This window comes from Streptomyces sp. NPDC007808, from assembly GCF_042868655.1.
In the GTDB taxonomy this organism is placed as follows: Bacteria; Actinomycetota; Actinomycetes; order Streptomycetales; family Streptomycetaceae; genus Streptomyces.
The window spans coordinates 310,840-337,829 of sequence record NZ_JBIAEQ010000006.1 but is presented as its reverse complement, the minus strand read 5'-3'; the positions used below and the strand labels follow the sequence as shown (position 1 = coordinate 337,829).

Annotated in this window: 26 protein-coding genes and 1 tRNA gene; 15 read left to right on the top strand and 12 right to left on the bottom strand. The window is 71.9% G+C overall.

The annotated features are described in order from the left end of the window. Positions 1–4: 4 nt before the first annotated feature. The 3 genes from ACFYNL_RS23895 to ACFYNL_RS23885 all read right to left on the bottom strand — a co-directional run bounded on the left by ACFYNL_RS23895 (position 5) and on the right by ACFYNL_RS23885 (position 2,753). Positions 5–892 carry a chaplin gene (locus tag ACFYNL_RS23895; RefSeq protein ID WP_388806785.1) on the bottom strand — a complete coding sequence of 296 codons (888 nt, stop codon included), beginning with the start codon at positions 890–892 and terminating at the stop codon, positions 5–7. A gap of 144 nt (positions 893–1,036) precedes the next feature. Continuing rightward, a complete protein-coding gene (gene chpH, locus ACFYNL_RS23890; protein ID WP_388806783.1) occupies positions 1,037–1,270 on the bottom strand; it encodes a chaplin ChpH in 234 nt (77 codons plus the stop codon). A gap of 157 nt (positions 1,271–1,427) precedes the next feature. Next, positions 1,428–2,753: a M20/M25/M40 family metallo-hydrolase gene (locus ACFYNL_RS23885; protein ID WP_388806781.1), complete on the bottom strand. Its 1,326-nt coding sequence runs from the start codon at positions 2,751–2,753 to the stop codon at positions 1,428–1,430. Positions 2,754–2,943: 190 nt separating this feature from the next. On the opposite strand from ACFYNL_RS23885, the gene ACFYNL_RS23880 reads away from it, so the two are divergent. From ACFYNL_RS23880 to ACFYNL_RS23865, 4 genes are all read left to right on the top strand, one after another. After that, a tRNA-Leu gene (locus tag ACFYNL_RS23880) sits at positions 2,944–3,031 on the top strand. An 83-nt stretch (positions 3,032–3,114) separates the two neighbouring features. Continuing rightward, positions 3,115–5,223, top strand: a complete 2,109-nt coding sequence (locus ACFYNL_RS23875; RefSeq protein WP_388806779.1) for an AAA family ATPase — start codon at positions 3,115–3,117, stop codon at positions 5,221–5,223. After that, the gene (locus tag ACFYNL_RS23870) at positions 5,207–6,487 is read left to right on the top strand and encodes an McrC family protein (protein ID WP_388806777.1); all 1,281 of its coding nucleotides are present in this window, start codon (positions 5,207–5,209) and stop codon (positions 6,485–6,487) included. Before ACFYNL_RS23875 ends, ACFYNL_RS23870 begins: the two co-directional genes overlap by 17 nt. A gap of 146 nt (positions 6,488–6,633) precedes the next feature. Further along, complete coding sequence (locus ACFYNL_RS23865; RefSeq protein WP_388806775.1) at positions 6,634–7,056, top strand: YchJ family protein; 423 nt, start codon at positions 6,634–6,636, stop codon at positions 7,054–7,056. A gap of 2 nt (positions 7,057–7,058) precedes the next feature. Here ACFYNL_RS23865 and ACFYNL_RS23860 read toward each other — a convergent pair whose 3' ends face one another. Then, entirely contained in the window at positions 7,059–7,760 is a 702-nt protein-coding gene (locus ACFYNL_RS23860; RefSeq protein WP_388806773.1) for a FadR/GntR family transcriptional regulator, read from the bottom strand. Positions 7,761–7,896: 136 nt separating this feature from the next. Between ACFYNL_RS23860 and ACFYNL_RS23855 the strand changes: the two genes are divergently transcribed. The 3 genes from ACFYNL_RS23855 to ACFYNL_RS23845 all read left to right on the top strand — a co-directional run bounded on the left by ACFYNL_RS23855 (position 7,897) and on the right by ACFYNL_RS23845 (position 11,475). Next, positions 7,897–8,415 carry a gluconokinase gene (locus ACFYNL_RS23855; RefSeq protein ID WP_388806772.1) on the top strand — a complete coding sequence of 173 codons (519 nt, stop codon included), beginning with the start codon at positions 7,897–7,899 and terminating at the stop codon, positions 8,413–8,415. Positions 8,416–8,575: 160 nt separating this feature from the next. Further along, entirely contained in the window at positions 8,576–10,054 is a 1,479-nt protein-coding gene (locus ACFYNL_RS23850) for a GntP family permease (protein WP_388806770.1), read from the top strand. A gap of 281 nt (positions 10,055–10,335) precedes the next feature. Then, positions 10,336–11,475 (top strand): hypothetical protein, encoded by a 1,140-nt coding sequence (locus tag ACFYNL_RS23845; RefSeq protein ID WP_388806768.1) that lies wholly within the window; start codon positions 10,336–10,338, stop codon positions 11,473–11,475. On the opposite strand, the gene ACFYNL_RS23840 is transcribed toward ACFYNL_RS23845, so the two are convergent. The 4 genes from ACFYNL_RS23840 to ACFYNL_RS23825 all read right to left on the bottom strand — a co-directional run bounded on the left by ACFYNL_RS23840 (position 11,425) and on the right by ACFYNL_RS23825 (position 15,412). Continuing rightward, positions 11,425–12,048, bottom strand: coding sequence for a cytochrome b/b6 domain-containing protein (locus ACFYNL_RS23840; protein ID WP_388806766.1), 624 nt, complete (start codon positions 12,046–12,048; stop codon positions 11,425–11,427). The two genes, ACFYNL_RS23845 and ACFYNL_RS23840, sit on opposite strands and share 51 nt — an antisense overlap. Beyond that, positions 12,032–12,778 carry a molybdopterin-dependent oxidoreductase gene (locus ACFYNL_RS23835; protein ID WP_388806764.1) on the bottom strand — a complete coding sequence of 249 codons (747 nt, stop codon included), beginning with the start codon at positions 12,776–12,778 and terminating at the stop codon, positions 12,032–12,034. Before ACFYNL_RS23835 ends, ACFYNL_RS23840 begins: the two co-directional genes overlap by 17 nt. A gap of 99 nt (positions 12,779–12,877) precedes the next feature. Further along, a complete protein-coding gene (locus tag ACFYNL_RS23830) occupies positions 12,878–14,425 on the bottom strand; it encodes an APC family permease (RefSeq protein WP_388806763.1) in 1,548 nt (515 codons plus the stop codon). 36 nt (positions 14,426–14,461) lie between these two features. After that, entirely contained in the window at positions 14,462–15,412 is a 951-nt protein-coding gene (locus tag ACFYNL_RS23825) for a hypothetical protein (RefSeq protein WP_388806761.1), read from the bottom strand. Between the two features lie 307 nt (positions 15,413–15,719). On the opposite strand from ACFYNL_RS23825, the gene ACFYNL_RS23820 reads away from it, so the two are divergent. The 4 genes from ACFYNL_RS23820 to ACFYNL_RS23805 all read left to right on the top strand — a co-directional run bounded on the left by ACFYNL_RS23820 (position 15,720) and on the right by ACFYNL_RS23805 (position 18,542). Further along, the gene (locus ACFYNL_RS23820; protein WP_388806759.1) at positions 15,720–16,622 is read left to right on the top strand and encodes a DMT family transporter; all 903 of its coding nucleotides are present in this window, start codon (positions 15,720–15,722) and stop codon (positions 16,620–16,622) included. A gap of 645 nt (positions 16,623–17,267) precedes the next feature. After that, entirely contained in the window at positions 17,268–17,798 is a 531-nt protein-coding gene (locus ACFYNL_RS23815; protein WP_388806757.1) for an NUDIX hydrolase, read from the top strand. 25 nt (positions 17,799–17,823) lie between these two features. Next, a complete protein-coding gene (locus ACFYNL_RS23810) occupies positions 17,824–18,216 on the top strand; it encodes a YidH family protein (RefSeq protein WP_388806755.1) in 393 nt (130 codons plus the stop codon). Continuing rightward, the gene (locus ACFYNL_RS23805) at positions 18,213–18,542 is read left to right on the top strand and encodes a DUF202 domain-containing protein (protein WP_388806753.1); all 330 of its coding nucleotides are present in this window, start codon (positions 18,213–18,215) and stop codon (positions 18,540–18,542) included. Before ACFYNL_RS23810 ends, ACFYNL_RS23805 begins: the two co-directional genes overlap by 4 nt. 58 nt (positions 18,543–18,600) lie before the next feature. Here the strand turns inward: ACFYNL_RS23805 and ACFYNL_RS23800 are convergent, their stop codons facing one another. Continuing rightward, positions 18,601–19,578 (bottom strand): NADP-dependent oxidoreductase, encoded by a 978-nt coding sequence (locus ACFYNL_RS23800; RefSeq protein ID WP_388806751.1) that lies wholly within the window; start codon positions 19,576–19,578, stop codon positions 18,601–18,603. Positions 19,579–19,690: 112 nt separating this feature from the next. On the opposite strand from ACFYNL_RS23800, the gene ACFYNL_RS23795 reads away from it, so the two are divergent. The 3 genes from ACFYNL_RS23795 to ACFYNL_RS23785 all read left to right on the top strand — a co-directional run bounded on the left by ACFYNL_RS23795 (position 19,691) and on the right by ACFYNL_RS23785 (position 22,431). Next, positions 19,691–19,987, top strand: a complete 297-nt coding sequence (locus tag ACFYNL_RS23795) for a hypothetical protein (protein ID WP_019757251.1) — start codon at positions 19,691–19,693, stop codon at positions 19,985–19,987. 201 nt (positions 19,988–20,188) lie between these two features. Beyond that, a complete protein-coding gene (locus tag ACFYNL_RS23790; RefSeq protein WP_388806749.1) occupies positions 20,189–21,211 on the top strand; it encodes a phosphotransferase family protein in 1,023 nt (340 codons plus the stop codon). 5 nt (positions 21,212–21,216) lie between these two features. Next, positions 21,217–22,431 (top strand): acyl-CoA dehydrogenase family protein, encoded by a 1,215-nt coding sequence (locus tag ACFYNL_RS23785; RefSeq protein ID WP_388806747.1) that lies wholly within the window; start codon positions 21,217–21,219, stop codon positions 22,429–22,431. Between the two features lie 64 nt (positions 22,432–22,495). Here the strand turns inward: ACFYNL_RS23785 and ACFYNL_RS23780 are convergent, their stop codons facing one another. Genes ACFYNL_RS23780 through ACFYNL_RS23770 form a run of 3 tightly spaced genes read right to left on the bottom strand, consistent with a single transcriptional unit; the run spans position 22,496 to position 25,563 of the window. Then, positions 22,496–23,089: a TetR/AcrR family transcriptional regulator gene (locus ACFYNL_RS23780; RefSeq protein WP_388806746.1), complete on the bottom strand. Its 594-nt coding sequence runs from the start codon at positions 23,087–23,089 to the stop codon at positions 22,496–22,498. A gap of 39 nt (positions 23,090–23,128) precedes the next feature. Beyond that, a complete protein-coding gene (locus ACFYNL_RS23775) occupies positions 23,129–24,793 on the bottom strand; it encodes a class I adenylate-forming enzyme family protein (protein WP_388806744.1) in 1,665 nt (554 codons plus the stop codon). After that, the gene (locus tag ACFYNL_RS23770) at positions 24,790–25,563 is read right to left on the bottom strand and encodes an SDR family oxidoreductase (RefSeq protein WP_388806743.1); all 774 of its coding nucleotides are present in this window, start codon (positions 25,561–25,563) and stop codon (positions 24,790–24,792) included. Before ACFYNL_RS23770 ends, ACFYNL_RS23775 begins: the two co-directional genes overlap by 4 nt. Before the next feature lie 142 nt (positions 25,564–25,705). Here ACFYNL_RS23770 and ACFYNL_RS23765 point away from each other — a divergent pair, with 142 nt between their 5' ends. Beyond that, entirely contained in the window at positions 25,706–26,944 is a 1,239-nt protein-coding gene (locus ACFYNL_RS23765; RefSeq protein WP_388806741.1) for an exo-beta-N-acetylmuramidase NamZ domain-containing protein, read from the top strand. Positions 26,945–26,990 lie beyond the last annotated feature (46 nt).

The following is a 26,990-nucleotide window of genomic DNA, read 5'->3' as shown; positions in this document are numbered from 1 at the left end:
GTCCTTACGCCGAGGCCCGTGCCTTGCGGTAGAGGACCGCGCCCGCGAGCAGCGCGCCCGCTCCGACCGGCAGCGTGAGGCCGAGCGGCAGCTCGCTTCCGGTCTGGGCGAGCTCCGCGTCACCCTGCGGCTGCGTCACGAAGTGGGCGCCCGGCTCGTTCCCCTCCGAGCCGCCCGGGTTCCCCGGCGTTCCGGGGTTCTCGGGGCTTCCCGGGTCACCGGGGTTCTCAGGGGTTCCGGGGTTGCCCGGGTTCCCCGGGTTGCCCGGCTCTCCCGGGTCACCGGGGTTGCCCGGATCACCGGGGTTTCCGGGGTTGCCCGGGTTCCCGGGGTTGCCCGGGTTCCCGGGGTTACCCGGGTTCCCGGGGTTACCCGGGTTCCCGGGGTTACCCGGGTTTCCGGGGTTGCCCGGCTCCTCCGGCGACCCTGGCGGGTTGTGGCTTCCACCCCCGCCGTTGGTGCAGTCGTTGCCCTCGGCCGGGTTGCCGATGCCGATGACGTCGACGCTGTTGCCGCACACGTTGACCGGCACGTGGATCGGCGCCTCGACATGGTTGCCGGAGCCGACACCGGGTGAGTCGGTGGCGTGCCCGTCGGACGACGCCCCCGAGCCGCCGTTGCCGCCGTTGCCGCCGGCCGAGCTGCCGCCCTGGTTGGCGCAGCTGTTGCCGCTCGCCGGGTTGAGCACCCCGACGACGTCGACCGTGTTGCCGCAGACGTTGACCGGGACGTGGATCGGGGCCTGCACCGTGTTGCCCGACAGCACACCGGGCGAGTTCGAGGTGGAGCCGTTCGCACCCGAGCCGGTTGCGTGGGCGGCGCCGGCGGCGGCGGCGAGGACGCCGGTCGCGGCCGCCACGGTCATCAGGCCCTTGCGGGTGACCTGTCGCATTGCTGATTTCCTGCCTTCGACCTTGTTCCGAAATGACGACGTCGGATGGGACCGACGTTCCGAAAAGGCCGGTCGGCCCCGGAGCGCATGGCTCGCGCTCCGGGGCCGACGGGCTCAGCCCCGCTCACAGGGCGAGGCACAACGTCACTTGTTGATGCAGGTGTTGCCGAAGGCGGGGTTCAGCAGCCCGATCACGGAGACCGTGTTGCCGCAGACGTTCACGGGGACGTGAACCGGAACCTGAACCACGTTGCCCGACAGGACACCCGGGGAGTGCACCGCGGCACCCTGGGCACCAGCGTCGGCAACGGCCAGGCCCGCGCCCGCGAGAACCAGCCCACCAGTGGCAGCCGCAGCGGCGACGACCTTCTTGATCATTATTCCTCCTTGTTGGCAATGCGATCACAAGTAGCTGATCGCATCACCTGTAACGAGGAGGAACTAATAGGGCTACGACCCTATGAGCGCGTTCACTCTCCCCGGTCACGGCCAGTACGCCTGGCCGAATCGGTGAACGGCGATTCAGTGGGTCGATTCAGGACGCATCGATGAAGCGGTCGAGCACGCGCACCCCGAATTGCAGCCCCTCCACCGGCACCCGCTCGTCCACACCGTGGAACATGCCCGCGAAGTCCAGCTCCGGAGGCAGCTTCAGGGGCGCGAAGCCGAAGCCGCGGATGCCGAGGTCGTCGAAGGACTTGGCGTCGGTCCCGCCGGAGAGCATGTAGGGGATCGCCTTGGCGGCCGGGTCCTCGGCGACCAGCGCGGACTGCATCGCCGCCACGAGCGCCCCGTCGAAGCCCGTCTCGACGGCCTTGTCGGCGTGCACGTCCTCGCGCCGCACGTTCGGTCCGAGGATCCGGTCGAGGTCGGCGAGGAACTCCTCCTCGAACCCGGGCAGGAAGCGGCCGTCGACGTGCGCGGTCGCCTCGCCCGGGATGACGTTGACCTTGTAGCCGGCGCCCAGCTGCGTGGGGTTGGCCGTGTTGCTGAGGGTCGCGCCGATGAGCTTGGCGATGCCGCCGAGCTTGGCGAGGGTGCCCTCCATGTTCTCCGGGTCGAGCTCGGTGCCGAGGGCGTCGCCGAGTTCGTCGAGGAAGGCCCGGGTGGTCTTGGTGACCCGCACCGGGAACTTGTGCCGGCCGAGCCGCGCGACGGCCTCCGACAGCTCGGTGATCGCATTGTCCCGGTGGATCATCGAGCCGTGCCCGGCCGTGCCGGCCACGGTCAGCTTCATCCAGTGCATGCCCTTCTCGGCCGTCTGGATCAGGTAGAGCCGCCGCTCCTCGCTCACCGTGAACGAGAACCCGCCCACCTCGCTGATCGCCTCGGTGACGCCCTCGAAGAGGTCCGGGTGCTTGTCGACGAGGAACCGGGCGCCGTACGTGCCGCCGGCCTCCTCGTCGGCGAGGAAGGCGAGCACGATGTCCCGCGGCGGCCGGCGTCCGCTGCGCAGCCGGTCGCGTACGACCGCCAGGGTCATCGCGTCCATGTCCTTCATGTCGACGGCCCCGCGCCCCCACACGCACCCGTCCGCGACCTCGCCGGAGAAGGGATGGTGGGTCCAGTCGTCGGCGTTGGCCGGGACGACGTCGGTGTGCCCGTGGATGAGCAGCGCCGGCCGGGACGGGTCCTCGCCCTCGATCCGCGCCACGGTGGAGGCCCGGCCCGGGTGCGACTCGAAGATCTTCGGCTCCAGGCCCACCTCCGCGAGCTTCTCGGCGACGTACTCGGCCGCCTTGCGCTCACCGGGACCCGAGTGGTCGCCGTAGTTGCTGGTGTCGATCCGGATCAGCTCGCGGCAGAGGTCCACGACCTCGTCCTCGCCGGTGACGCCCCTGGCCGTGTCCGTGTCGCTCACGCTGCTTCCTCCCACGCTGTCGCTGCTGGTGGTTCCCCCTCATCCTGCCTCTCCCCCCGCCGCCGCCCAAGACCGGCCGCGTCCCGTCACATGCCGTTCACGCCACGACGGGGGGTGATCGGGCCGCCCTCGAAAGCCTGGTAATGTTTCCTCCGTCGCCGCGAGGGAAACCCCGCACGACAGACACCTTGTCCGGGTGGCGGAATGGCAGACGCGCTAGCTTGAGGTGCTAGTGCCCTTTATCGGGCGTGGGGGTTCAAGTCCCCCCTCGGACACCAGTGAGGGCCCCTGTTCATCAGGGGCCCTCGGCTTTTCCCCGGTTTCCCTGCACCGCCTCCGCCCTTGCGTGGATCATGAACCGGTGGCAGACGACAGGACTGTGGAACAGGCGGCCCGGACCTTCGACCGGGCGTCGATGACAGACGTACTGGTGCAGGCGGAGCGGTCGCGTCAGCAGGTCGTCGAGAACTTCCCGCTCGGGGACTGGCCGACCCTGCCTCTGCACCGCTACGCGCTCGGCACGGTGCACGCCCCGGCCGCCGGCCGGCCGTTCTGCTGGTTGATGGAGTACGGGAGCGACCCCCTCGGCAGCATCCGGGGCGGCAGTGCGGCCAAGCACATCATCTACCGCAGTCGGCGCACCGGTGAGTGGCGGCTGCCGGCCCCGCTGCAGAAGACGAGCGTCGACGAGGCGTGGCAACAGGTGCGCGGCGAGTTCGTGGCCGCGTTCGTGGCCGTACGGGGCGGGGACTTCCGCGCCATCGACGACCTGGAGACGCTGTCGTACGGGCAAGCGCTGGTCACCAAGACCCTGACCACCTATTTCCCCGACGACTTCCTGCCCATCTACTCGGCGTCCCACATCCGGCACTTCACCGAGTTGCTCGGTGAGACCGGCCACCAGGCCTACGGCAGCGTCCGCTCCTGGCAGGCCAACCGGGATCTCCTCGCGCTGGTGCGCCGCAGGCCCGAGTTCGAGGGCTGGCACCCACTGGAGGTGATGCGCTTCCTGTACGGCGCGTTCTCCCCGAAGCCGCGGCGGCGCGACACCCTCAAGATCGCCCCGGGGCCGGGGGGCCGCCTCTGGCAGGAGTGCCGGGCGGGCCGGCACATCCGCGTCGGGTGGGACGAGATCGGTGATCTCGGCGAGTACGAGAGCGACACCGACCTCAAACGGGCGCTGGACGACGTCTGGCCGCAATCGGCCGGCGGGAATCTGCGGCTCGCCCGGCAGTTGCTGGCCTACCGCGATCTGGAACCCGGTGACCGCATCGTCGCGAATCGCGGCAAGTCGGAAGTCCTCGCGCTGGGTGAGGTCACCGGCGGTTACACCTACGACGAGGAGTACCCCGAGTACCGGCACAAGGTGCCCGTGGCCTGGGACGAGAGTTATGCCCAGGTCTTCGAGGCGCCCGAGAACGCCTGGCAGCCGACGTTCGCGAAGGTTCCGGAGAAACTGCTGCGGCGCATCCGGGACGGACGCGAGGCCACCTCCCCCGGGCCGGTGGAGGTTCCCGGTGCGGTCCAGGACGTCATCGACGCACTGAGGCACAAGGGCCAGGTGATCCTCTTCGGCCCGCCCGGCACCGGCAAGACCAGGTTGGCCCTCAGCGTCGCGCTGGCGCTCGCCGAGCGGGCGGACGCCATCGACGCGCCGCCCGCCGAACGCGCGTCCGTGCTGGCCGGCTTGCTTCCCGCTCCCGGCGCCTCGGAACCGACGGATGTGTCCATGGTGACCTTCCATCCGTCGTACGCGTACGAGGACTTCGTGGAGGGGTACAAGCCCGAACCCAGCGCCGACCGGGCCGGCCTGAACCTCAAGTGGCGTGAGGGGATCTTCCTGCGGATCTGCGCGGCGGCCGAGAAGGCCCCCGACCGGACGTTCCTGCTGATCATCGACGAGATCAACCGGGGTGACCTGCCGCGCATTCTGGGCGAGCTCGTCACGCTGCTGGAGCTCGACAAGCGGTGCATCCCGGTCACGCTGCCCATCAGCGGGCGCCAGGCCGCCATCCCGTCCAACGTGCGGATCATCGGCACCATGAACACCGCCGACCGCAGCATCGGTCACCTGGACGCGGCGATCCGGCGGCGCTTCGCGTTCCTGGAGGTACCGCCCGACCTGGACTCGGTCGAGGGTTCAGTGGGTGCGCTCGACCTCGCGGTGTTCCTCGCCGGGCTGAACGCCCGCCTGGCCCGGGAGTTCGGCGCCGACCATCAGATCGGTCAGGCGTTCCTGCTGCGAGAGGACCGTCCCGTCAGCTCCGAGGACGAACTCGGCGCGGCTTTCTACCACGACATCGTGCCGCAGATCGAGGATCACGGCATGGGCAGGCCCGAGCCGTTGCGGGCCGTCCTGGGCAGCCTTGTGGATCCGGAGACCGGCCGGGTGGCCCGGGTGCCGCCCCAGGATCTGCCCAACGCGCTCGCCGCCGAGTTCGCGGAGCCGGACGATGCCGTCGAGCGGTGAGCGCCGGTTCGGGCTCCGGGACGTCGCGCTCGATGAACACCAGTCCGCCCAGCTGGATCCGGACGAACTCACCGAGGCGGATCGCCGGGTCCTCGCTCCGCTCGTCGAAGGCAACCGGCTCCGACTCCGGCGGACCCCGGCCGGGTGGACCGTGAAGGCCAGATCCACGGTGGGGATCCTCAGACTGGAGCGGGTACGCCTGATCATCGCGCCGAAGATGACCATCTCCGGTGCCCGGTTGATCTCCTGGCTCTGCTACGCGCAGGACGTCCCCGTGCCCCACGACCGGACGCCGCGCACATGGCTGACGGGCAAGGCCGGCTACGCGAGCGTCGTCCCGCACGCCCTGCTCACCGAATGCCGGGCGCTGCTGGACGAGGGATTGCGGCGCGAGTACGTACGGACGGAGCAGGAGCAACCCGTGCTGCGCGGGCAGTTGGACCTGCGCGCGCAGCTGTCCCGTCGGTACGGTGCCGTCGACCGGCTGCACGTGCGGACGTTCGAACGGCACCTGGACACGTGGGAGAACCTGATCTGCGGGGCCGCACTGCACGCGGCGATCCCGCTGGCGAGCGACGCCGAACTGGCTCGGGCACTGCGGGACCTGGCCGAGCACTTCCCCCGGCCCCGGCCGGAGGTGAAGGCGTCGGGCCTGATGGCTCGTGCCCGGTACACCCGGCTCAACTCCCGTTACCGCGCCGCGCACACCTGGGCGCGACTGGTGCTGGGCGGTGGTGGTGTCACCGACCTGCTGACCGACCGGGGGTTGCCCTCGAAGAGTCTGCTGCTGGGGATGGACCTGCTCTGGGAACGCGTCGTGCGGCGGATGGCCGCGGGGGCGGCGGCCGAGTTCGGTGGCCGGAGAGTGGACGTCACCGACGGCCGGGCCATCAGGACGAGCGACGAGCACGGTCCCTACCGACAGCCGTTCAAGCCCGACGTGCTGCTGCGGTTTGAGAGCCCCACGGCGCGCTACCTGCCCATCGACGCCAAGTACATCGGATACGACGGGAAGCACATCAGCGCCGAGAACCGGCATCAACTGCTCACGTACATCGCCGGATACACCACATCCGACGCCCCGCTCGCCGCCATCGTCCATCCCGGGCCGGAGGGCGCCACGAGCCGGACCGTACGCGTCGACGGGCCGCACGCCCACCTGGGAACCATCAAGGTCCTGGGCATCGACACCCGGCTCGCTCCCGAGCAGGCGGCGCAGCCGTTGCGGGATCTCGTCGCGGAGTTCGCGGCGGGCGGCGGGTAGGTGCGGGGACGCGGCGGGTGGCTGCGGGGACCGCGCGAACGCACCGGGGCGGCACGGTGACCCGGTACCGACGGCGGCCTGCGGTATGGGTCCCGGTACCGACGGCGGCCTCCGGCATGCGTCCCGGTACCGGCACAATGGTGGCCATGTCCCGACGCCCCGCCCGTTCCACCAGCCGCTCCGCTTCCGCGCCGACGAACGGCGGCGCCTGCCCGTGCGGCCTGCCCGGGCCCTACGAGGGGTGCTGCGGCCGCTACCACTCGGGGGCCGCGGCGCCGACGGCCGAGGCGCTGATGCGATCCCGGTACAGCGCCTTCGTCAAGGGCGATGCGGCGTATCTGGTGCGGACCTGGCATCCGCGGACCCGCCCGGCCCGGCTGGACCTCGATCCGGGGATGAGGTGGACGGGGCTGGAGATCCTCGGGACGACGGACGGTTCGGCGTTCCACACCACCGGGACCGTGACCTTCCGGGCCTCGTTCCGGGGTGGGTCGCTGCATGAGCGAAGCCGGTTCGAGCGGGTGGAGGGGGCGTGGGTGTACGTGGACGGGGAGTTCCTGAGCCAGTAGTGCTACGGCGCCAGGATGTCCAGTTCCTGGAGGGCGCCGAACGTGATCTCGCGGGTCAGGTGTTCCGCGCGCGCCGCGTCGCCCGCGCGGACCGCCTCCGCGACCTGGACGTGCAGGGTCACCGCGGCCGGGTCGGGGTCCTCGAACATGACCTCGTGGTGGGTGCGGCCCGCGAGGACCTCGGCGACGACGTCTCCCAGGCGCGCGAACATCTCGTTGCCCGAGGCGCTGAGGATGACGCGGTGGAAGGCGATGTCGTGGACGAGGTAGCCCTCCAGCTGTCGGCCGCGTGAGTGGGCGACCATGCCGAGGGCGCACTCGGTGAGTTCGGCGCACTGGTCCGCTGTGGCGTACTTGGCGGCCAGGCCCGCCGCCACCGGCTCGACCGCCGAGCGCAGCACGGTGAGGGAGCGCAGCTGCCGGGGCCGGTCCGCGCCGGCCAGGCGCCAGCGGATGACCTGGGGGTCGTAGACGTTCCACTCGGACTCCGGGCGCACCGTCACGCCCACGCGGCGGCGGGACTCGACCAGGTGCATGGACTCCAGGACGCGGACCGCCTCGCGCATCACCGAGCGGGAGACGTCGAAGCGCTGGGCCAGTTCGTCCGTGCGCAGGACGCTGCCCGGCGGGTACTCGCCCGCGGTGATGGCGGGGCCGAGGGTGTCCAGTACGTGGCCGTGCAGCCCCCGGCCCGGTGTGCTCATGCACTCAGCGTACGCGGCGGATCACCCACCCAAAAAGTCAGACTTATTCATCACAGAATCTTGAATTCGTCGTACCTATAGGTTTCAGTTGCCTCGACATCACGTGCCGACGAAGACAGCAGACAGTGAGGCAGCGATGAACTCCCCCCAGGTCGTCGTGGTCATGGGCGTATCGGGCACCGGCAAGACCACCATCGGTGCGCTGCTCGCCGCCCGGCTCGGCGTCCCCTACGCCGAGGGCGACGACTTCCATCCGCGGGCCAACATCGACAAGATGTCGGCCGGCACCCCGCTCGACGACGCGGACAGGTGGCCCTGGCTGGACGCCATCGGCGCCTGGGCGAACGAGCGGGCGGGGCTCGGCGGAGTGGTCAGCTGCTCGGCGCTGAAGCGGTCGTACCGAGACCGGCTGAGGGCCGCCGCGCCCGGGGTGGTCTTCCTGCATCTCACGGGCGATCGCGCGCTCATCGAGGACCGGATGTCGCATCGGCAGGGGCACTTCATGCCCACGGCACTGCTCGACTCCCAGTTCGCGACCCTCCAGCCGCTGGGGCCGGACGAGGCGGGCGTCGCGGTGGACGTGGTGGGCAGTCCCGAGGAGATCGCCCGACGGGCCGTGGCAGCCCTGACGGCGCTTCCCGAGCCGACTCCCTGAGGGGCCCCGCGGCCCTGACCCCCTGCGGGCCCCCTCCCGGCCCGACCCGAGGGCCTCTCGGCCCGATCCCGAGGCGCTTTGCGGCCGAGGCCCTCTGCGGCTGAGGCCCTCTGCGGCCTGACTGCCTTCTCCCCCGTCCCCGTACTGCAAGGGAACCCCCGTGACCAGACTCAGTGTCGAGATGCTGGCAGCGGACACCGTCGAGCCCATCACCTCGGCCGGCCACGCTCAGCTGGGCATCGCCGTCCTGGCGGGCATCGCCGTCATCGTCCTGCTCATCACCCGGTTCAAGCTCCACGCGTTCCTGTCGCTGACCCTCGGGTCGCTGGCCCTCGGCGCCCTCGCCGGGGCGCCGCTCGACAAGGTCATCGCCAGCTTCACCACCGGGCTCGGCACCACCGTCGCCGGCGTGGGCGTGCTGATCGCCCTCGGCGCGATCCTCGGCAAGATGCTCGCCGACTCCGGGGGCGCCGACCAGATCGTCGACACGATCCTCGCCAAATGGGGAGGTGAGGGGGCGCAGGCCCCTCCGCACAAGGGTGGGTCCGGGCGGTCGGCGGGCCGTTCGATGCCGTGGGCGATGGTGCTGATCGCCTCCGTGATCGGCCTGCCGCTGTTCTTCGAGGTCGGCGTCGTCCTGCTGATCCCCGTGGTGCTGATGGTCGCCAAGCGCGGCAACTACTCGCTGATGCGCATCGGCATCCCGGCCCTCGCCGGACTGTCCGTGATGCACGGCCTGGTGCCGCCCCACCCCGGGCCGCTGGTCGCGATCGACGCGGTCGGCGCCGACCTGGGTGTCACGCTGGCGCTCGGCGTCCTCGTGGCGATACCGACGGTGATCATCGCCGGTCCGGTGTTCTCCCGGTACGCGGCCCGGTGGGTGGACGTACCGGCGCCGGAACGGATGCTGGTCGCGGCCGGGGGCTCCGCCCAGGACCCCGCGGAAGGTGTCTGCGAGGACCCGCGCAAGCGTCCTGCCTTCGGGGCCACGCTGGGCACGATCCTGCTCCCCGTCGTCCTGATGCTCTCCAAGGCGCTGGTCGACATCGTGATCGACGACCCCGAGAACACCGTCCAGCGGGTCTTCGACGTCATCGGCTCCCCGCTGATCGCCCTGCTCGTCTCGGTGCTCGTCGGCATCTTCACCCTGCTCAAGCCGGCGGGCTTCAGCAAGGAGCGCGTCTCGCCGCTGGTCGAGAAGAGCCTCGCGCCGATCGCGGGCATCCTGCTGATCGTCGGCGCGGGCGGCGGCTTCAAGCAGACGCTGATCGACACGGGCGTCGGCCGGATGGTCCTCGACATCTCCGAGGACTGGTCGATCCCGGCGCTGCTGCTGGCCTGGCTGATCGCGGTGGCGATCCGGCTGGCCACGGGATCGGCGACGGTGGCCACGGTCTCCGCGGCCGGTCTGGTCGCCCCGCTCGCGGCCGACATGTCGACGACCCACGCGGCCCTGCTGGTCCTGGCGATCGGCGCCGGCTCGCTGTTCTTCAGCCATGTCAACGATGCCGGGTTCTGGATGGTGAAGGAGTACTTCGGCCTCAGCGTCGGCCAGAACATCAAGACCTGGTCCGTCATGGAGACGATCATCTCGGTGGTCGCCGGGGGTGTGGTCCTGCTGCTGTCGCTGATCATCTGAGGCCTGTCGCATGGATCATGCCGGCGTCGCGGAGGCCGGACGCACGATGATGCGCGTCGGACGGGGCGGCAGCCGGCTCACCGAGGCCGCCGCCGGGCCCCGCGCCGACGGGGCACCAGGGGCGCTCGGGGCGTGCGGGTCCGGAATGCGCGGTGCACGGCGACCGAACTCACACGGACGATCACAGGAACCGGCTTCCGCGCGGGCGTCGTCGGACCGATGATGAGGTGACTCCCGGGGGCTGCCGCTGCCGTTCGGGGGCACGGACATCGGGGGGCGTCATGGCGGTTTCCCTCGGGATGCGCATCTCGGGGCTGCTCGTCGTCGGAGCGGTGGCGGTGGCCGCCGCGGCCTTCACCACTGACGGGGACGGCAGGGCGGACGGGCGGGGCGGCGGAGGCACGATCGTGACCGCGGGGCCCTCCGGTGACCCCCGAGGGCTGCCCACCGGCGCCGCCCACGGTACGGCGCCGCCCGTGCGGCCCTCGCCCAACGGGCAGTTGGGCGCCCCCGAACCCGTCGACACGCCGGGCGCGCGCCCCGACGGCGCGGCGAGCAGGACGCCGAGCGCCACGCCCGCCCCGTCCCCGAGCAGCAGCGCCACCGTCGCCCTTCAGGCCCCGCCCTGGCTTCCGCCCGGGCCCGTTTCGCCCGACTCCGACGGCATCGCCGACCCCGCCGGCATGTACGACCGGCTCCGCGCCCCGAGCCAGTGCGAGTCCGCGCTCGGCGTGATCCCCCGTCAGCCGGTGGACGGGGAGTGGCGGTTGCTGCGCGCGCTGGCCACCGCCTGCCTGGCGGTGCAGGGCGAAGGCGGTGACTGGGACACGGTGACCGCGGAGCACGCGGCTCTCGCCGGTCGCGTCGACACGTGCAAGGGGCGTGCCGCGTACGCCGTGCTGGGCGGGCTGCTGGACTTCCACCGGCGTCATCCCGACGCCCGGGTGCGGCTCGCGACCCCGACGGGCGCCCCTCCCGCCTGCGGCTACCGGATCGCCTCGGTGGAGACGGGCGGCGACGGCGAGGTCCGGCCGGGTGAGACCGTCGCGGTCGAGCTGGCGGACACCCACTTCGACCACGCCGAACTGCTGGGTGCCGCGAGCGTGAGCGTCGGTGGGCTGGAGGTGCCCGGGACGCCGGTCATGAAGTCGCAGTCGGGTGACCGCCTGGTGCTGTCGGTCGTCGTGCCGACGGCGCTGCGGGCGGGCCCGGCCGATGTCGCCGTGCGCCACGGCGGCACCGAGGTCCGCCTGCCGGCCGCGTTCACCGTCACCGTCCCCGATGTGGTGGCGGAGCCGGGCGCGGGCACGGACGCGCCCGATGAGACGGCGTCGTTGCCGAGTGTGGTGCCGGACGTCGCGTCCGCCGCCTCACGGCCGCCAGAGCGGATGTTCCCGTTCCGCCCACTCCCTGCCGACTGATCCCGTCCGCATGCCCCGGCGGGCCTCCGGGTCGCGCAGGGCCATGCCGATGTGGCCCGCGAGGACGATGCCGATGGTGAGGGCCAGCCAGTCGTGGACGAAGGTCGCGCTGGTACGCCACACCAGGGGCGTGAGATGGGTGAACCACATCATGAGACCGGTGCCGAGCATCACCAGCGTCGCGCCGGCGATCCAGGCCGCGTAGATCTTCTGCCCGGCGTTGAACTTGCCCGCCGGCCTGGAGGCGGGCCGCCTGTCTCGGCGGACCGCGGCGCGCAGCCAGCGCCGGTCGTGCGGGCCGAATCGGTTGAGGGACCCCAGGTCGGCGCGGAACGCGCGGGAGGCGAGCCCGGCCAGAACGGGCCCCGGAAGGGCGAGGCCGGCCCATTCGTGGATGCGGACCACCAGCTCGCGGCGGCCGACCAGTTCGGCGAGCTGCGGCACGTACAGACAGGCGGCGGTCACCACGCACACGCCCATCAGCGCGGCCGTCGTCCGGTGCACCCAGCGCTCGGCCCGGCTGAAGCGCCGGACGCGCACGGGGCCGGGGGGTGCGTCAACTCGTAGGCTCATCGTCACGTCCGTTCGAGCGGCCGACCCAGGCGTCGACGTCGTAGCCCCGTTCCTCCCAGTAGCCGGGCCGCACGTGCTGGGTGACGGTGATGCCGGAGAGCCACTTGGCGGACTTGTAGAAGTACATGGGCGCCACGTAGAGGCGGGCCGGGCCGCCGTGGGCGTGACTGAGGTCCTTGTCCTGCATGCGCAGGGCGACCAGGACGTCGGCGCGGCGGGCCTGGTCGAGCGTGAGGCTCTCGGAGTACGTGCCGTCGAAGCAGGTGAAGCGCACCGCACCGGCCCCCCGGCGCACCCCCGCGGCGTCCAGGAGCCGGGACAGGCGCACCCCTTCGAACGGTGTCTCGGGCACGCGCCAGCCGGTCACGCACTGGACGTCGCGCACCAGCCGGGTCTGCGGCAGGGCGCGCAGGTCGGCCAGGGTGTAGGCGCGGGGGCGGTCGACCAGGCCGTCGACCGTGAGGCGGAAGGTGCGGTCGTCCTTGCGGGGCACGGAGGCGGCGACCGAGTAGTAGCGGAAGCCGCCGCCATTGGGCAGCAGGCCGGTCAGACCGGTGGGGTCCTTGTCGGACGCGTTCGCGAGGAAGGACTCAAGGCCGCGTTGCAGGGTGGGCGCGGTGACCACGCCCAGGGCGCCCAGGCCGATCGTGCCGAGGAGGACGCGTCGGCCGATGGGCCTGCCCTTCTCCTCGCCCTTCGCTTCGAAGGCTTCGGGCTGTTCGGGGTTCACGGGTCCATTCGAACACCCGCGACCCGGGTGGGACCAGGAGTCGCGGGTGCTCGTCAGCGTTCCGTAAGACCTCGGAGAGACCGGGAGGCGGTCGCCGGGCTACGGGGTCTCCCGCGCCGCCTTCTCCAGCTGGAACGCCTCGTTGCCGAGCCCGATACGGGCGTGTTTCTCGGGGGCGCGGGAGCGCAGCAGCAGGCCCTGGGCGAGGCCGGCGGCCAGGGCGAGGGCGATGACGGCGGGCAGGGCCCAGCTCAGGGACGAGCCGGGGCCGGCCCCGATGAGGACGTCGAAGTCCTTGACGGTCCAGACGACGATGAAGAGCAGGGCGAGAAGGGCGAGCCCGGAGGCGGCCAGGCGCCAGAACTGGGCGGCGGCGGCACCGCGGCGGACGAAGAAGACGATCACCGAGACCGAGGCGGCGGCCATCAGGGCGGCGACGCCCAGCGCGCCGAGGCTGCCCATCCAGGTGAACAGGTGCAGGACCGGTGCCGTCGGGTCTCCGGCGGGCCCGTCGTCGGTGAGCGCGAAGGCGCTGACGACCACGAGGGAGACGGCTGTCTGGAGCAGGGAGCCGGTGCCGGGGGCGCCGCTCGCGCCGCTGGTGCGGCCGAAGGCGGCGGGCAGCAGTCCCTCGCGGCCCATGGCGAAGGCGTAGCGGGCGACGACGTTGTGGAAGCTGAGCATCGCCGCGAACATGCCGGTCACGAAGAGCACGTGCAGGACGTCGGTGAAGCCGGTTCCGAGCAGGTCCTCGGTGAGGAAGAACAGCAGCCCGGCGCTCTGCTCCTGCGCGGTGCCGACGATCGCCGAGGGGCCGGCGGCGACGGTGTACGCCCAGCAGCTGACCGTGTAGAAGACGGCGATGCCCCCGATGGCCAGGAACATCACGCGGGGCACCAGGACGTGCGGGCGGCTGGTCTCCTCGGCGTAGACGGGGGCCTGCTCGAAGCCGAGGAAGGCGGCGACGCAGAAGCACAGGGCGGTGCCGATCCCGGCGCCGGTGAGTGTCTCGGGGTTGAAGGCGTGCAGCGACAGGCCCTCCTCGGCGGGACCGGCGATCGCGGCGACGTCGAAGACGACGACGAGGGCGACCTCGATGAGCAGCAGCACGCCGAGCACGCGCGCGTTGAGGTCGATCTTCAGCCAGCCGAGGCCGCCGACCAGGAGGACCGCCAGCAGCGCCGGTATCCACCAGGCGACCTCGGTGTCGAGGTAGGTGGCGAACAGCCCCGAGACCTCGAAGCCGAAGATGCCGTAGATGCCGACCTGGAGGGCGTTGTAGGCGACGAGCGCGACCATCGCGGCGCCCGCGCCGGCCGTGCCGCCGAGGCCGCGGGAGATGTAGGCGTAGAAGGCGCCGGCGTTGTGGACGTGGCGACTCATCTCGGCGTACCCGACGCTGAACAGGGCGAGGACGATGCCGAGGATCACGAAGAGCAGCGGCTGTCCGAGGACACCCATCACCCCGAAAGTCGTGGGCATGACACCCGCGACGACCATCAGGGGCGCCGTCGCGGCGAGCACGGACAGGAGCAGGCCCGTGGTGCCCAGCCGGTCGGCGCGCAGGGCGCGGTCCTGCCCCTTGAAGGTGCTGATGCCGTCACTGCCTGCGGCGGCTCTGCTCGTGCTGGAACTGCCCGTGGTCATCGGGGACCGTCCTTGGGTCGACTGCGGTCGGGGGGGTTACGCCGTGCCGAGCGCGGTGTCGCGTGCGGCGCGGAAGGCGGGGTACGGATCGCGGTCCGGGTAGGACCAGGGCGACGGGGTGGCGTAGCGGCCGATGCGGTGGAACAGGGCGGCCGCCTCGGCGCCCCGGCCCTCGCAGACCTTGGCGTGGGCGAGGTAGTTCAGGTCGATCAGGCGGCGGGGGTGGCCTTCCTGCTCCCACTCCAGCCACCAGTCGAACGCGGCCCGCATCACCTGCCGGGCCCGGCGGCCGGTCCAGTGCGCGGAGGCGCTCGCGTCCGGGGGTTCATGTCCCGCCGCCGCGAGGACGCGGTAGCGCTCGGCGTGGGCGATGACCGGGAGGATCGCGAGCGGGGAGTCCGCGGGTGCCCGCTCGGCGGCCTCGTTGGCGAAGTCGTAGACCTCGTGGAGCGGGTCGGCACCGGTACCGGAGCGGTGCTCGGCGAGCCGGGCCACCAGCAGGTGGTGGGCGTGGTGGTGGTCGGCGTACCGGGCTCGGACCTCGGCGAAGAGGCGGCGCACCTCCGCCTCGGCGCCCAGGGCGCACTCCAGCATCAGCAGACCGAGCCACGGGGTGGGGTCGTCGGGCGCGAGCGCGGCGGCGGCCTGGCAGGACTCACGGGCGCGGACCGGTTTCTCCTTGCGGCGCAGGGCGCGCCGCACCGTGGCGAGGGCCAGCAGGACGGCGGCGTCGGCGGACTCCGGTTCGGCGAGCAGCCAGTCGCGGGCCCAGGGGGCGCAGTACGGCTCCTGGGCGAGGACGGTGACGCGGTGCCCCCTGCGGTCCCAGTCGTCGCCGGTCCGGGCGAGCAGCGAACGGACCGTCTGCCATCGGCCCTGGGCAAGCGCGGTGCGGGCATCGGCGAGCTCGGCGTCGTCGAGGGCCGCGTCGAAGGCGTGCGCCGCGCGCTTGCGTCCGCGGCCGAGGGGTGGCGGGGGTGGGGGCACCGTGGTGGGTTCTGTCGGGGGGCGAGTGTGGACTGTCATCAAGCGATCACGGACAGCAAAGCCGCAGCCAACGGTTCGCGTCAAGGGCGACCGGCGCGTTACACGCGTCAACCATTGTTAACCATGGGGCAGTTGCGACATGCGGGGTGACCGCTATGCCGGATTTGTTCAAAGTGTGTGGCGTACGTCATGGCGCGGCCGTAGAACCGCACCGCAGGATGGCAGGACGCGCATGCCGGGTTCGGGGCCGCTACGGTCGGCCCCTCCGCATCCCCGTCCGCCCGGCAGGATGATCGAGGTACGCAGCGTGTCGCTCCAGATCCTGATACTCGCCGTCAGTGCTGCATGCTGCCTGGGCTTCGGCTTCGTACTGCAGCAGAACGCGGCCCAGCAGGCTCCGCTGAAGGACTTCTTGTCGCCGCGGATCCTGCTCGACCTGATGAAGGTGCCGCGCTGGCTGGGCGGCATCGGACTCATGGTGGTCGGCATGGCGCTCGGCGCGATGGCGCTGGGCCAGGGGGAGATCTCCCTCGTCGAGCCGTTGCTGGCGACGAACCTGCTGTTCGCGCTCGCGCTCTCGCGCCGCCAGAGCAAGCAGCCCCTCGGCCGCCAGGGCTGGGCGGGCCTCGCGCTGCTCGCGGGTGGGGTGACGGCGTTCATCGCCGCCGGCCGGCCGCACGGCGGGGCGGCGCCCGACGGCCCCTTCCGCCAGTGGCTGATCATCGGCGTCATGGTCGGCGCGGCCCTGCTGCTGACGGCGTACGCCAAGCGTTCCCGGCTCGGCTCCGCCCCCGCGCTGCTGGCGACGGCCGCGGGCCTGCTGTACGGCGTGCAGGACGCGCTGACGCGGGTGACCGGGCAGCGTTTCGCCGAGGGCGGCCTGGCGCATGTGCTGACCGGCTGGCAGCCGTACGCCGTGGTGGCGCTCGGCCTCACCGGTCTGGTGCTCGTGCAGAGCGCGTTCGAGACGGCGTCCCTGCGCATGTCCCTGCCCGCCCTCACCGCGGCCCAGCCGCTGGCCGGCATCCTCTGCGGCGTCGGTTTCCTCGGCGACCGGCTGCGCGCCGACCCGGGCGCGCTGGCATGGGAGTCCGCCGGGCTCGCCGGCATCGTGGTGGGCATCATCCTGCTCGGTATGCATCCGGCGATGCCGTGCGCCGCGACACAGCCGGCCACGCGCACGGCACCGGCAGCCGTCCCGGCCGGCTGACCGCACACCGGCACGGACGCCCTGCGGCAGCGCTGGGCACCTCACCGCACGGACACGACACACCCGACCCCGGACACGGCGGGCGCAGCCGCCCCGGCCGCTGACCACACACCACCGCGGACGCCCCGCGGGGCAGCGCGGCGCAGTTCACCGCACGGGCGGGAAGGGCGCACCCCACCCGCTCCGGGCAGCGGCGCGCACCGACCGACGCCGACCGCATTCGCCCCCTGACGGTGGGCACGGCGCCCGCAGCGCATCGACCGACACCCACCGCGTTCGACCCCTGACGGCGGGCACGGCGCGCGCAACGCATCGACCGACACCCACCGCATCTCGACCCCCCACGGCACGCACGGCCCGCGCAACGCAGCGCTCCGCCCCCGAGAGCGGGCAGGATCGGCACAGCCCGAGCCCTCACCCTCCGGCGGAACGGCCCCCGCCACCCGGCCGCGGGGCACGGCCGACACGGCCCGACGGCCGGCCCGACCGACTCGCCCCCGCACCGAGCGCACACCTCGCCCGCCCCGACCGACTCGCCCCCGCTCCGAGCGCCCACCTCGCCCTCCCCGACCGACTCGCCCCCGCACCGAGCACACTCCTCGCCCGCCCCGCCCCCGCCGCGAGGCGCCCTGCTTGGATGGCTCCATGAGCTCTGCTGACGAGATCCTCGACATCGTCGACGAACACGACCGGGTCATCGGCCGGTCCCCGCGCGGCGAGGCCTACGCCCGGGGCCTGCGGCACCGCTGTGTCTTCATCGAGGCCCGCGACGCGCAGGGCCGTCTCTTCGTACATCGCCGCACCCCGACCAAGCTGGTGTTCCCCTCGCGGTACGACATGTTCGTCGGCGGCGTCGTCGGCGCGGGCGAGTCGTACGACGACGCCGCGCTGCGCGAGGCCGAGGAGGAACTCGGGGTCAGCGGCCTGCCCCGGCCCTCGTACCTGTTCAAGTTCCTGTACGACGACGGCGCCGGGCAGTCATGGTGGTCGGCGGTGTACGAGGTGCGTTGCGAGCTGCCCGTGAATCCGCAGGTCGAGGAGGTCGCCTGGCACGACTTCCTCCCCGAGGCCGAGGTGGAGCGGCGGCTGGGCGAGTGGGCGTGGGTGCCGGACGGGCTGGCGGCGTACGAGCGGCTCAGGGCCCACCGGACGACCGGCGCCGACCGCACCCGCTGACAGGCGCCCGGATAGGGTCGTGCGTGTGATCGAGTTCGTACGAAACGTCCGCCTGTGGTTCGAACCGCAGCGGGTCCGGCAGGAGGGCGGCACCCCCGACTACCGGTTCTCGCTGGCGAACGAGCGCACCTTCCTGGCCTGGCTGCGTACCGCGCTGGCGCTCATCGGCGGCGGTTTCGCGGTGGACCAGTTCCTGCCGGACCTGCGCTGGGGCTGGCGGGTCGGGCTGGCGCTCGCGCTGCTCGCGGCCGGCGTGCTGTGCTCGCTGCGCGCGGTCAATCACTGGGTGCGCTGCGAGCAGGCGATGCGCCGGGGCGAGGACCTGCCGGTCTCCCGCTTCCCCGCGGTGCTCGGCCTCGTGGTCGCGGTCGTGGCCGTCGCCATGGTCGTCGTCGTGCTCGTCGGGTGGGAGGGGTGAGCCCCGACGCTCTGGCGGAGCCCGTGCGGGACCCGGGACTGCAGCCCGAGCGGACCCGACTCGCATGGCGCCGTACGACGCTCTCCGGCACCGTGGCCGCCGTGCTGGCCATGAGGACCGCGCTGCACGACGGTGTCTCGGTGGCCGGGACGCTCGGCTGCGCCCTGTGCTTCGCGCTGTGGCTGGGCTTCCTGGCCCTGGCGCACCGTCGCATTCGCGTCCTCGCCGCGTCGGCCGAGCCCGCGGCGCTCTCCCCCCGGCACGCCACGGCCTCGGCCCTGCTCACCGTCGCTCTCGCGGTGTGTGCCGCCGCCCTGCTCTTCTGAGGGTGCTCCCCCGCGGAAACCGACGAACGACGAACGACAGGCGAAGACGACCGCACCCCTATTCCGCCCCCTGCCACAGCCCCTCCGGCGCCACCCCCTCCTCCGCCTCCCACTCCACCGTCACCACGATCTTGCCCCGCGTACGGCCCTTCTGACTGAGCCGATGGGCGTCCGCTGCCCGCTCCAGCGGGAACGTCTCCGAGACGTGCACCGCCACCACCCCCTGTTCCGCCAGCTCGGACAGCCGCAGCAGGTCCTCGGCGTCCGGCCGGACGAAGTAGTAGCGGCCCCCGTAGTCGAACACGTCCGGGTCGGCGATCGACACCAGGCGGCCCTCGGGGGACAGCAGGTTGGCCGAGTCCTTCAGCGAGTCGCCGCCCACCGTGTCGAACACCGCGCTCACCCCCTCGGGCGCCAGCCCGCGCACCCGCTCGACCAGGCCGTCGCCGTACTCGACCGGCTCGCCGCCGAGGTCGCGTACGAAGTCGTGGTTGTGCGCACTCGCCGTGCCGATGACCCGTGCGCCCAGGTGGCGGGCGAGCTGGACGGCCATCGAGCCCACCCCGCCGGCCGCGGCGTGCACGAGGACGGTCTCTCCGCGCCGGACCTGGAGGACCTTGACCAGCACCTGATACGCCGTCAGGCCCACCAGCGGCAGCCCCGCCGCCTCCTCCCAGGTGAGGTTGCGGGGCTTGCGCGCGAGGGTGCGTACGGGGGCCGCGACGTACTCGGCGAAGGTGCCGTGCGACAGGAGGTCCTCGCGGACGTACCCGACGACCTCGTCGCCGACGCCGAACTCCGTGACGGAGACACCCGGCTGGACCACGACCCCCGAGACGTCCCAGCCCGGGACCACCGGGAAGAGCGGTTCCAGCAGCCTGTCCATATGGCCCTCGCGGCACTTCCAGTCGACGGGGTTGACGGCCGCCGCACGGACCTTGACCAGTACGGAGTCGGGCCCGACCCGCGGGTCGCGCACGTCGCCGTATGCGAGCACCTCGGGCCCGCCGTAGCGTGAGTAGCTGATCCCCTTCATGGGTCCGACCATCCGGCGTGACAGGGCGCCACGCAAGCCGAATAGCCCGATATGCACCGTTCGCGTGGCAGCCTGTCCGACGTCATCACCCGCACCTTCGAAGGTGAGCTCCATGACCACGCAGCACCTGGAACACCCCTCCCACACCCACGCGCACGGCCCCGACTGCGGCCACACCGCGGTGCCGCACGGCGACCACACCGACTACGCGCACGACGGCCACCTGCACCGCGAGCACGGCGGCCACTGGGACGAGTGCGAGTCGGACGGACACGTCGCCCACGAGGGCCACACCCATCAGCACGGCGCCGAGTGCGGGCACGAGAGCGTCCTGCACGGCGACCACGTCGACTACCTCCACGAGGGCCATCGGCACGCCGCCCACGACGGGCACTGGGACGACCACTGAACCCACCCGGCGGCCTCGGCCCGAGACCTCGTCGGACTCGGCGCGACCGGCCGAGAAGGCACCCCGGCAGCTCCCCGGCGCTCCACGCGGGGAGCTGTCGGCATATCGTGGCCCCGATCACGTTCCGCTCCCGCACTGGACTACATACCGACTGGTCGGCATCATGAGTGAGGTCCCGTTCACCTCCCTTTAGGAGCGATGATGAGCCCCGACCATCCGCCCGGACTCGACCTCGACCGGCTGCACGGCCTGCTCGATCGCGAGCGGCCCGGTCTGGCGCAGGGCCCGCTGACCGGTCGGCTGATCGAGGGCGGACGCTCGAACCTCACCTATGCGGTCGGCGACGGCACGTCGAAATGGGTCGTACGGCGACCTCCGCTCGGCCATGTCCTCGCCACGGCGCACGACATGAAGCGGGAGCACCGCGTGATCAGCGCGCTGCACCCGACGGACGTGCCCGTGCCGCGGCCGGTGCTGCTGTGCGAGGACGAGGAGGTGCTCGGGGCGCCGTTCTACGTCATGGAGTTCGTCGAGGGCACCCCGTACCGCACCGCCGACCAGCTGGCCCCGCTCGGCCCGGAGCGCACCCGCGGCGCGGTGCTGGGGCTGGTGGACACGCTCGTCGAACTGCACGCGGTGGATCCCGCGTCGGTGGGGCTGGCGGACTTCGGCCGTCCCGAGGGCTTCCTGGACCGGCAGCTGCGCCGCTGGGGCAAGCAGCTGGACGCCTCCCGCAACCGCGAACTGGCCGGCATCGACGAGCTGCACGCGACGCTCGGCCGCCGGCTGCCGGCCTCTCCCGCGGCGACGGTGATCCACGGCGACTACCGCCTCGACAACGTTCTGATCGGCGAGGACGACAGGATCAAGGCGATCCTCGACTGGGAGATGTCCACGCTCGGCGACCCGCTCACCGACCTGGGTCTGCTCGTGATGTACAGCATGCCGCTGGGTGCGGCGGACTCCCCCGTCTCCACCACCGCCGAGGCCGCGGGCCACCCGGACCCGGCCGAGCTGATCGAGCGGTACGCCGCGCGTTCGGGCCGCGACGTCTCCGCGGTCTCCTGGTACACGGCGTTCGCCTGGTTCAAGCTCGCCGTGATCCTGGAGGGCATCCACTACCGCTACACGCTGGGCCAGACGGTCGGACAGGGCTTCGACCGCATCGGTGACCTGGTCCCCGTCTTCATCCAGCACGGTCTGACCACTCTTCAGGAAGGCTGAGGCACATGGACTTCGCGTTCGACGCACGCACCGAGGAGCTGCGCGGCAGGCTGCTGGCCTTCATGGACGAGTACGTCTATCCGGCCGAGGCGGTGGCCGAGGAGCAGCGGGCCGCACTGGCCTCCCCGTGGGACACTCCGGCCGTGGTCGAGGAGCTGAAGGCACAGGCACGCAGGCAGGGCCTGTGGAACCTCTTCCTCCCCGACGCCGAGCACGGCGCCGGCCTCACCAACCTCCAGTACGCCCCGCTCGCCGAGATCACCGGCCGCTCCCCGCAGCTCGCGCCCACCGCGACGAACTGCGCGGCGCCCGACACCGGGAACATGGAGGTGCTGACCCAGTTCGGCGACGAGCGGCAGAAGAAGCAGTGGCTGGAGCCGCTGCTGGCCGGTGAGATCCGCTCGGCGTTCGCGATGACCGAGCCGGACGTGGCGTCCGCGGACGCCACCAACATCACCACGCACATCGAGCGGGACGGCGACGAGTACGTCATCACCGGCCGCAAGTGGTACATCTCCGGGGCGATGAACCCGGACTGCAAGATCTTCATCGTGATGGGCAAGACGGACCCGGACGGCGAGGACATCCGCCGTCAGCAGTCCATGGTCCTCGTCCCCCGTGACACCCCGGGCGTCACGGTCCAGCGCGCGATGCAGGTCTTCGGTTACGAGGACCACTCCCACGGCGGCCATGCCGAGGTGATCTTCGATCACGCGCGTGTGCCGGTGTCCAACCTGATCGGCGAGGAGGGCGGCGGCTTCGCCATCGCCCAGGCGCGGCTGGGTCCGGGCCGTATCCACCACTGCATGCGGCTGATCGGCATGGCGGAGCGCGCGATCGAGCTGATGTGCAAGCGGGCCGTGTCCCGTACGGCCTTCGGCAAGACGCTGGCCCAGCAGGGCGTGGTGCACAACTGGATCGCCGACGCGCGTGTGACGGTCGAGCAGCTGCGGCTGCTGGTGCTGAAGACGGCCTGGCTGATGGACACCGTGGGCAACCGGGGCGCCCACACCGAGATCCAGTCGATCAAGATCGCCACGCCTCGCGCGGTCGTGGACATCATCGACCGGGCGATCCAGCTGCACGGTGCCGGTGGTGTCAGTCAGGACTTCCCGCTGGCCGAGCTGTACGCCGGGGCGCGGACCCTGATGATCGCCGACGGGCCCGACGAGGTGCACCAGCGGTCGCTGGCGCGACGGGAGTTGAAGAAGTACCTGTAGGGATCATGTGCGAGGGGCGACCGCCCATGGCGGTCGCCCCTCGCACATGTCCTCGGTACGGCGGTCAGGGCCGCAGTGCGCGCAGCAACAGGTCCGCGAGGTGGTCGGCGACCTGCTGGGGGCTCATCGGGCCGTCGGGGCGGTACCAGGTCGACAGGTGGTGGACCGAGCCGAAGTGGTAGTCCACCACCAGGTCGGCCGGAGTCGCCTTGGAGAAGACGCCCGACTCCTGTCCCTCCTCGATGAGCGCGCGGAAGCGCTCGTGGTAGCGCCGGCGCTCGGCGCGCACCTGCTTGTTCTTCTCCGGGCTCAGGTGGTGCATGGAGCGGAAGAAGATCATCGCGTCGTCGAGGTTCTCGATGGTCGTGACGACGACGTCGGCGGCGGCTCCCCGCAGTCGCTTCTCGATGGGCTCGTCGGACTCCGCGAACGCGTCGAGGCGCTCCTGCTGGACACGCAGCACGCGCGCGTACACCTCGTGCAGGAGGTCGTCCTTGGAGCCGAAGTAGTGGTACAGCGCCCCCTTGGTGACGCCGGCCGCCTCCACGATCTCCTGCACCGAGGTGCGGTCGTAGCCCTGCTCGGCGAAGAGCCGGGTGGCGGCGGCGAGCAGCCGCTGCGGGACGGGCGTACCGTCTCCGTCCGTCGTCCTGGCCACTGTGCCGCCACCTGCCTTTCGCGAGGTCTTCGTGCTGTCTCAAGCGTCGTTGTCCCGGGAACGGAGTTCCCGACGGAGGATTTTCCCACTTGCCGTCTTGGGCAGGTCGGGCAGGATCTCCACCTGACGCGGATACTTGTAGGCGGCCAGTCTCTCCTTGCAGTACGCGGCGAGTGCGGCGGGGTCCGTTTTCGCACCCGGACGGAGACTGATGTACGCCTTGACGGTCTCCCCGCGGTACCCGTCGGGCACCCCGACCACGGCCGCCTCGCGTACCGCCGGGTGGGTGTAGAGCACGTCCTCGACCTCGCGCGGCCACACCTTGAAGCCGGACGCGTTGATCATGTCCTTCTTGCGGTCGACGACGTACAGCCAGCCCTGCTCGTCCATGAAGCCGATGTCGCCGGTGCGCAGCTCGCCGTCCGGGAAGGTCTCGGCGGTCGCGTCGGGACGCCGCCAGTAGCCGGGCACGACCTGCGGGCCGCGTACGAGGATCTCGCCCTGCTCGCCGAACGGGACCTCCTGGCCGAGGTCGTCGACGATCCGTACGACGGTCTCGGGACCCGGCAGGCCCACGGCGAGGGTGCCGGACACCGGGTCGACGGGGGCCTCCAGACCGGGCGGGACGGAGGCGCAGGGGGCGGTGCACTCGGTGAGGCCGTAGCCGTTGCGGATGTACGGTCCGAAGCCGGCCCGGAACTTCTCCACCAGGGCGGGCGGCAGCGGGGCGCCACCGGAGGAGATCATCCGGAAGGAGGCGAAGTGGTCGCGGGTGACGGCCGGGTGGGCGGCCAGCGCCATGAAGGCGGTCGAGGGGCCGACGGTGTAGTGCGGCCCGTGCTCGGCGAAGGCGTCCAGCACGACTCCCGCCTCGAATCGGTAGGCCAGCACCAGCGTGCCGGCGCTGTCGAGGCAGGCGCCGAGCTGGACGACCATCCCGGTGATGTGGAACAGGGGGGCCAGCGCGAAGTAGACGGGCGGGTCGGGCAGGTCCATGCCGGTCCGCTGCCGCTCGGCGTTGTACATGATGTTGCCGTGCGTGTTGGTGGCGCCCTTGGGGGCACCGCTGGTGCCCGACGTGTAGCTGATCAGCGCGATGTCGGCGGGTCCGGCGTCACGGCCGTCGGGTGCCTTGTGGCCGGCGCGGGCGACCGTCGTCAGGTCGTCGGCGTCCGGGGCCTGCGGCAGGCGCTCGAAGTCCAGCACACGCGCGTCGTCGCGCGTCTGGAAGTCCAGCTCGCAGGCGGTGAGCACGATCCGCACCGGCGTCTCGGCCGCCGTCTCGCGCAGGTACGACGCCCAGGCCCGGTCGGAGCAGACCAGTGCGGCCACCTCGCCGTCCCGCAGGACGTGGGTGACCTCCCCGGACTTGTACATCGGATTGACGGGCACGACGGTCGCCCCCGCCTTCCAGGCGCCGAGCAGGGCGATCACGAAGTGCGGGGAGTTCTGCAGCAGGATCGCCACACGGTCGCCGCGCTCCAGTCCGCGGGCGGCGAGGTGGCCGGCGACGGAGTCGCTGAGCTCGTCGACCTCGCGGTAGCTCACGCGGCCGTCGAAGTAGGCGAGGAAGGGGCGCTCCGGGGTCGCGGCGACGGCCCGGCGCAGGGCGTGCACGAGGGAGTCGGCGGGGTGGACGGGGGCGCGCTGGGCGTCGTTGAGCAGGGCCAGCCAGGGCTTGGCCGCGTACCGGGACTCGGTCACCTGGTCTCCTCCCACTTGCGCTGGATGTGGTTCATGCCGGCCAGCCAGCGGTCGGTCTCGGCGGCCCGCGCCGTGTAGAAGGCAGCGACCTCGGGGTGCGGCAGGATCAGGAAGCGGTCCTCCTCCATCCCCTTGAACAGCGCGTCCGCCACGTCCTGCGGTGCGATGGCGGTGGGCTTGAGCACCAGGTCGCCCGCGCTGCCGGTGGCGTCCAGCATGTCGGTGCGCACCCCCTGCGGGCAGATGGCGTGGACCTTGATCCCCCGGTGCCGGTAGGTCAGCGACAGGTACTCGGCGAAGGCGTACGCCCCGTGCTTGGTGACGGCGTAGGGGGCGGCCCCGATCATGGTGAGCAGCCCGGCGGCGGAGACGGTGGAGACGAACCGTCCGCTGCCGCGCTCCAGCCAGGCCGGGAGCAGGGCGTTGGCGGCCCGTACGTGGGCCATGACATTGACGTCCCAGGACGTTTCCCACGCCTTCTCGTCCAGTGGCTCTCCGGGTCGCTCACCGGCGAAGGCGACGCCCGCGTTGGCGCAGTAGACGTCGACGGTGCCGCCGAGCGCGTCCCGGGCCTCGGCGACGACGGCCGAGGCGTCGCCCGGGACCGCGATGCCGCCGATCTCCGCGGCGACCGCCTCGGCCTTCCCGGCGTCCAGGTCGTTGACGACGACACGAGCTCCCTCGGCGGCGAAGCGCCGGGCGAGGGCCGCGCCGATGCCACCCCCGGCCCCGGTGACGACCACTCCGGCACTCTGAACGGCTTCCACCATCGGTCTCCTTCGACTGCGCGGCTCTCGACTACCCCGTCAGACTAACCGGTCGGTATGTATCTGAGGAAGGGCAGGACAAGCCGACCCGGCACGGCGCGCCGACACCTTCCCCCCAACACCCCGGAGCAATACCGTGCCCCCCATGCGCCTATCCAGACGAGCCCTCCTCGCGGCGACAACGGCAGCAGCTTCCCTCACCACGACCTCCCCGGCAGCCGCGGCGGAGCGCGGCAGGCGACTGCGCACGGGCTTCGAGAACCTGGCCGCGGACGGCTACGCCCGGCTCAGCGGCGAGCGCGTCGGCATCGTCACCAACCCCACCGGCATCACCCGCGACGCCCGCCACATCGTCGACGTCATGCACGCCGACGACCGGGTGAACCTCGTCGCCGTCTTCGGCCCCGAGCACGGCTTCCGGGGGACCGCCCAGGCCGGCGGCTCCGAAGGCCGCTACGACGACCCCGCGACCGGCCTCCCGGTCTACGACACCTACCTCAAGAGCGGCCAACCCCTCGCCGACATCTTCACCGCCTCCGGCGTGGACACCGTCGTCTTCGACATCCAGGACGTGGGCGCACGCTTCTACACCTACATCTGGACGCTCTACGACTGCATGGAGGCGGCCCGGCTGGCGGGCAAGCGCTTGGTGGTGCTGGACCGGCCGAACCCGGTCACCGGGCGCTCCGCCCAAGGCCCCGTCCTGCACAAGGAGTTCGCGAGCTTCGTCGGCCGCCAGCCCGTCTCGCAGGCGCACGGCATGACGGTCGCGGAGCTGGCCCGGCTGTTCAACGGGGAGTTCCTGGCCGCTCCGGTACCGCTGGAGACGGTGCGGATGTCGGGCTGGCGGCGGTCCGACTTCTACGACGCCTCGGGTCTGCCCTGGGTGCCGCCGAGCCCGAACATGCCGACGCCGGAGACCGCGCTGGTGTACTCGGGGACCTGCCTCTTCGAGGGCACGAACCTGTCGGAGGGGCGCGGGACGACCCGGCCGTTCGAACTGCTCGGCGCGGAGGGCGTCGACGGCCGCTGGGCCGCCGCGGCCAACCGGCTGGAACTGCCCGGCGTGCGCTTCAGGGAGGCGTACTTCACGCCCACGTTCTCGAAGTTCCAGGGCAGGACCGTGGGCGGCGTGCAGATCCATGTGCACGACCGGGCCGCGTACGACCCCGTCCGCACCGGCATCGCCCTGCTGGTGACCGCCAAGGAGTGCTTCGGCGGCTTCGGTTGGCGCTCCGACAACTGGATCGACAAGCTCACCGGATCCGCCCGGGTCCGCACGATGATCGACGCCGGCGCGAACACCGACGAGGTGGTGGCGGGCTGGCAGCAGGAGCTGGCGGCGTTCCGGCGGATGCGCGGGGAGTACCTGCTGTACAAATGAGCGCCCCTGACACACGCCCCTGATGAGTGACGACGTATGGCCAATT

What these genes read in the sequence shown, in the direction of transcription:
- ACFYNL_RS23860 (WP_388806773.1), bottom strand. Translation starts at nt 7,760, where the DNA reads ATGAGCACACCGGGCCGGGGGCTGCACGGCCACGTACTGGACACCCTC.
- ACFYNL_RS23840 (WP_388806766.1), bottom strand. Translation starts at nt 12,048, where the DNA reads ATGAGCCTACGAGTTGACGCACCCCCCGGCCCCGTGCGCGTCCGGCGC.
- ACFYNL_RS23815 (WP_388806757.1), top strand. Translation starts at nt 17,268, where the DNA reads ATGAGCTCTGCTGACGAGATCCTCGACATCGTCGACGAACACGACCGG.
- ACFYNL_RS23845 (WP_388806768.1), top strand. Translation starts at nt 10,336, where the DNA reads ATGGCGGTTTCCCTCGGGATGCGCATCTCGGGGCTGCTCGTCGTCGGA.
- ACFYNL_RS23785 (WP_388806747.1), top strand. Translation starts at nt 21,217, where the DNA reads ATGGACTTCGCGTTCGACGCACGCACCGAGGAGCTGCGCGGCAGGCTG.
- ACFYNL_RS23790 (WP_388806749.1), top strand. Translation starts at nt 20,189, where the DNA reads ATGAGCCCCGACCATCCGCCCGGACTCGACCTCGACCGGCTGCACGGC.
- ACFYNL_RS23830 (WP_388806763.1), bottom strand. Translation starts at nt 14,425, where the DNA reads ATGACCACGGGCAGTTCCAGCACGAGCAGAGCCGCCGCAGGCAGTGAC.
- ACFYNL_RS23855 (WP_388806772.1), top strand. Translation starts at nt 7,897, where the DNA reads ATGAACTCCCCCCAGGTCGTCGTGGTCATGGGCGTATCGGGCACCGGC.
- ACFYNL_RS23770 (WP_388806743.1), bottom strand. Translation starts at nt 25,563, where the DNA reads ATGGTGGAAGCCGTTCAGAGTGCCGGAGTGGTCGTCACCGGGGCCGGG.
- ACFYNL_RS23800 (WP_388806751.1), bottom strand. Translation starts at nt 19,578, where the DNA reads ATGAAGGGGATCAGCTACTCACGCTACGGCGGGCCCGAGGTGCTCGCA.
- chpH (WP_388806783.1), bottom strand. Translation starts at nt 1,270, where the DNA reads ATGATCAAGAAGGTCGTCGCCGCTGCGGCTGCCACTGGTGGGCTGGTT.
- ACFYNL_RS23865 (WP_388806775.1), top strand. Translation starts at nt 6,634, where the DNA reads ATGTCCCGACGCCCCGCCCGTTCCACCAGCCGCTCCGCTTCCGCGCCG.
- ACFYNL_RS23895 (WP_388806785.1), bottom strand. Translation starts at nt 892, where the DNA reads ATGCGACAGGTCACCCGCAAGGGCCTGATGACCGTGGCGGCCGCGACC.
- ACFYNL_RS23765 (WP_388806741.1), top strand. Translation starts at nt 25,706, where the DNA reads ATGCGCCTATCCAGACGAGCCCTCCTCGCGGCGACAACGGCAGCAGCT.
- ACFYNL_RS23795 (WP_019757251.1), top strand. Translation starts at nt 19,691, where the DNA reads ATGACCACGCAGCACCTGGAACACCCCTCCCACACCCACGCGCACGGC.
- ACFYNL_RS23870 (WP_388806777.1), top strand. Translation starts at nt 5,207, where the DNA reads ATGCCGTCGAGCGGTGAGCGCCGGTTCGGGCTCCGGGACGTCGCGCTC.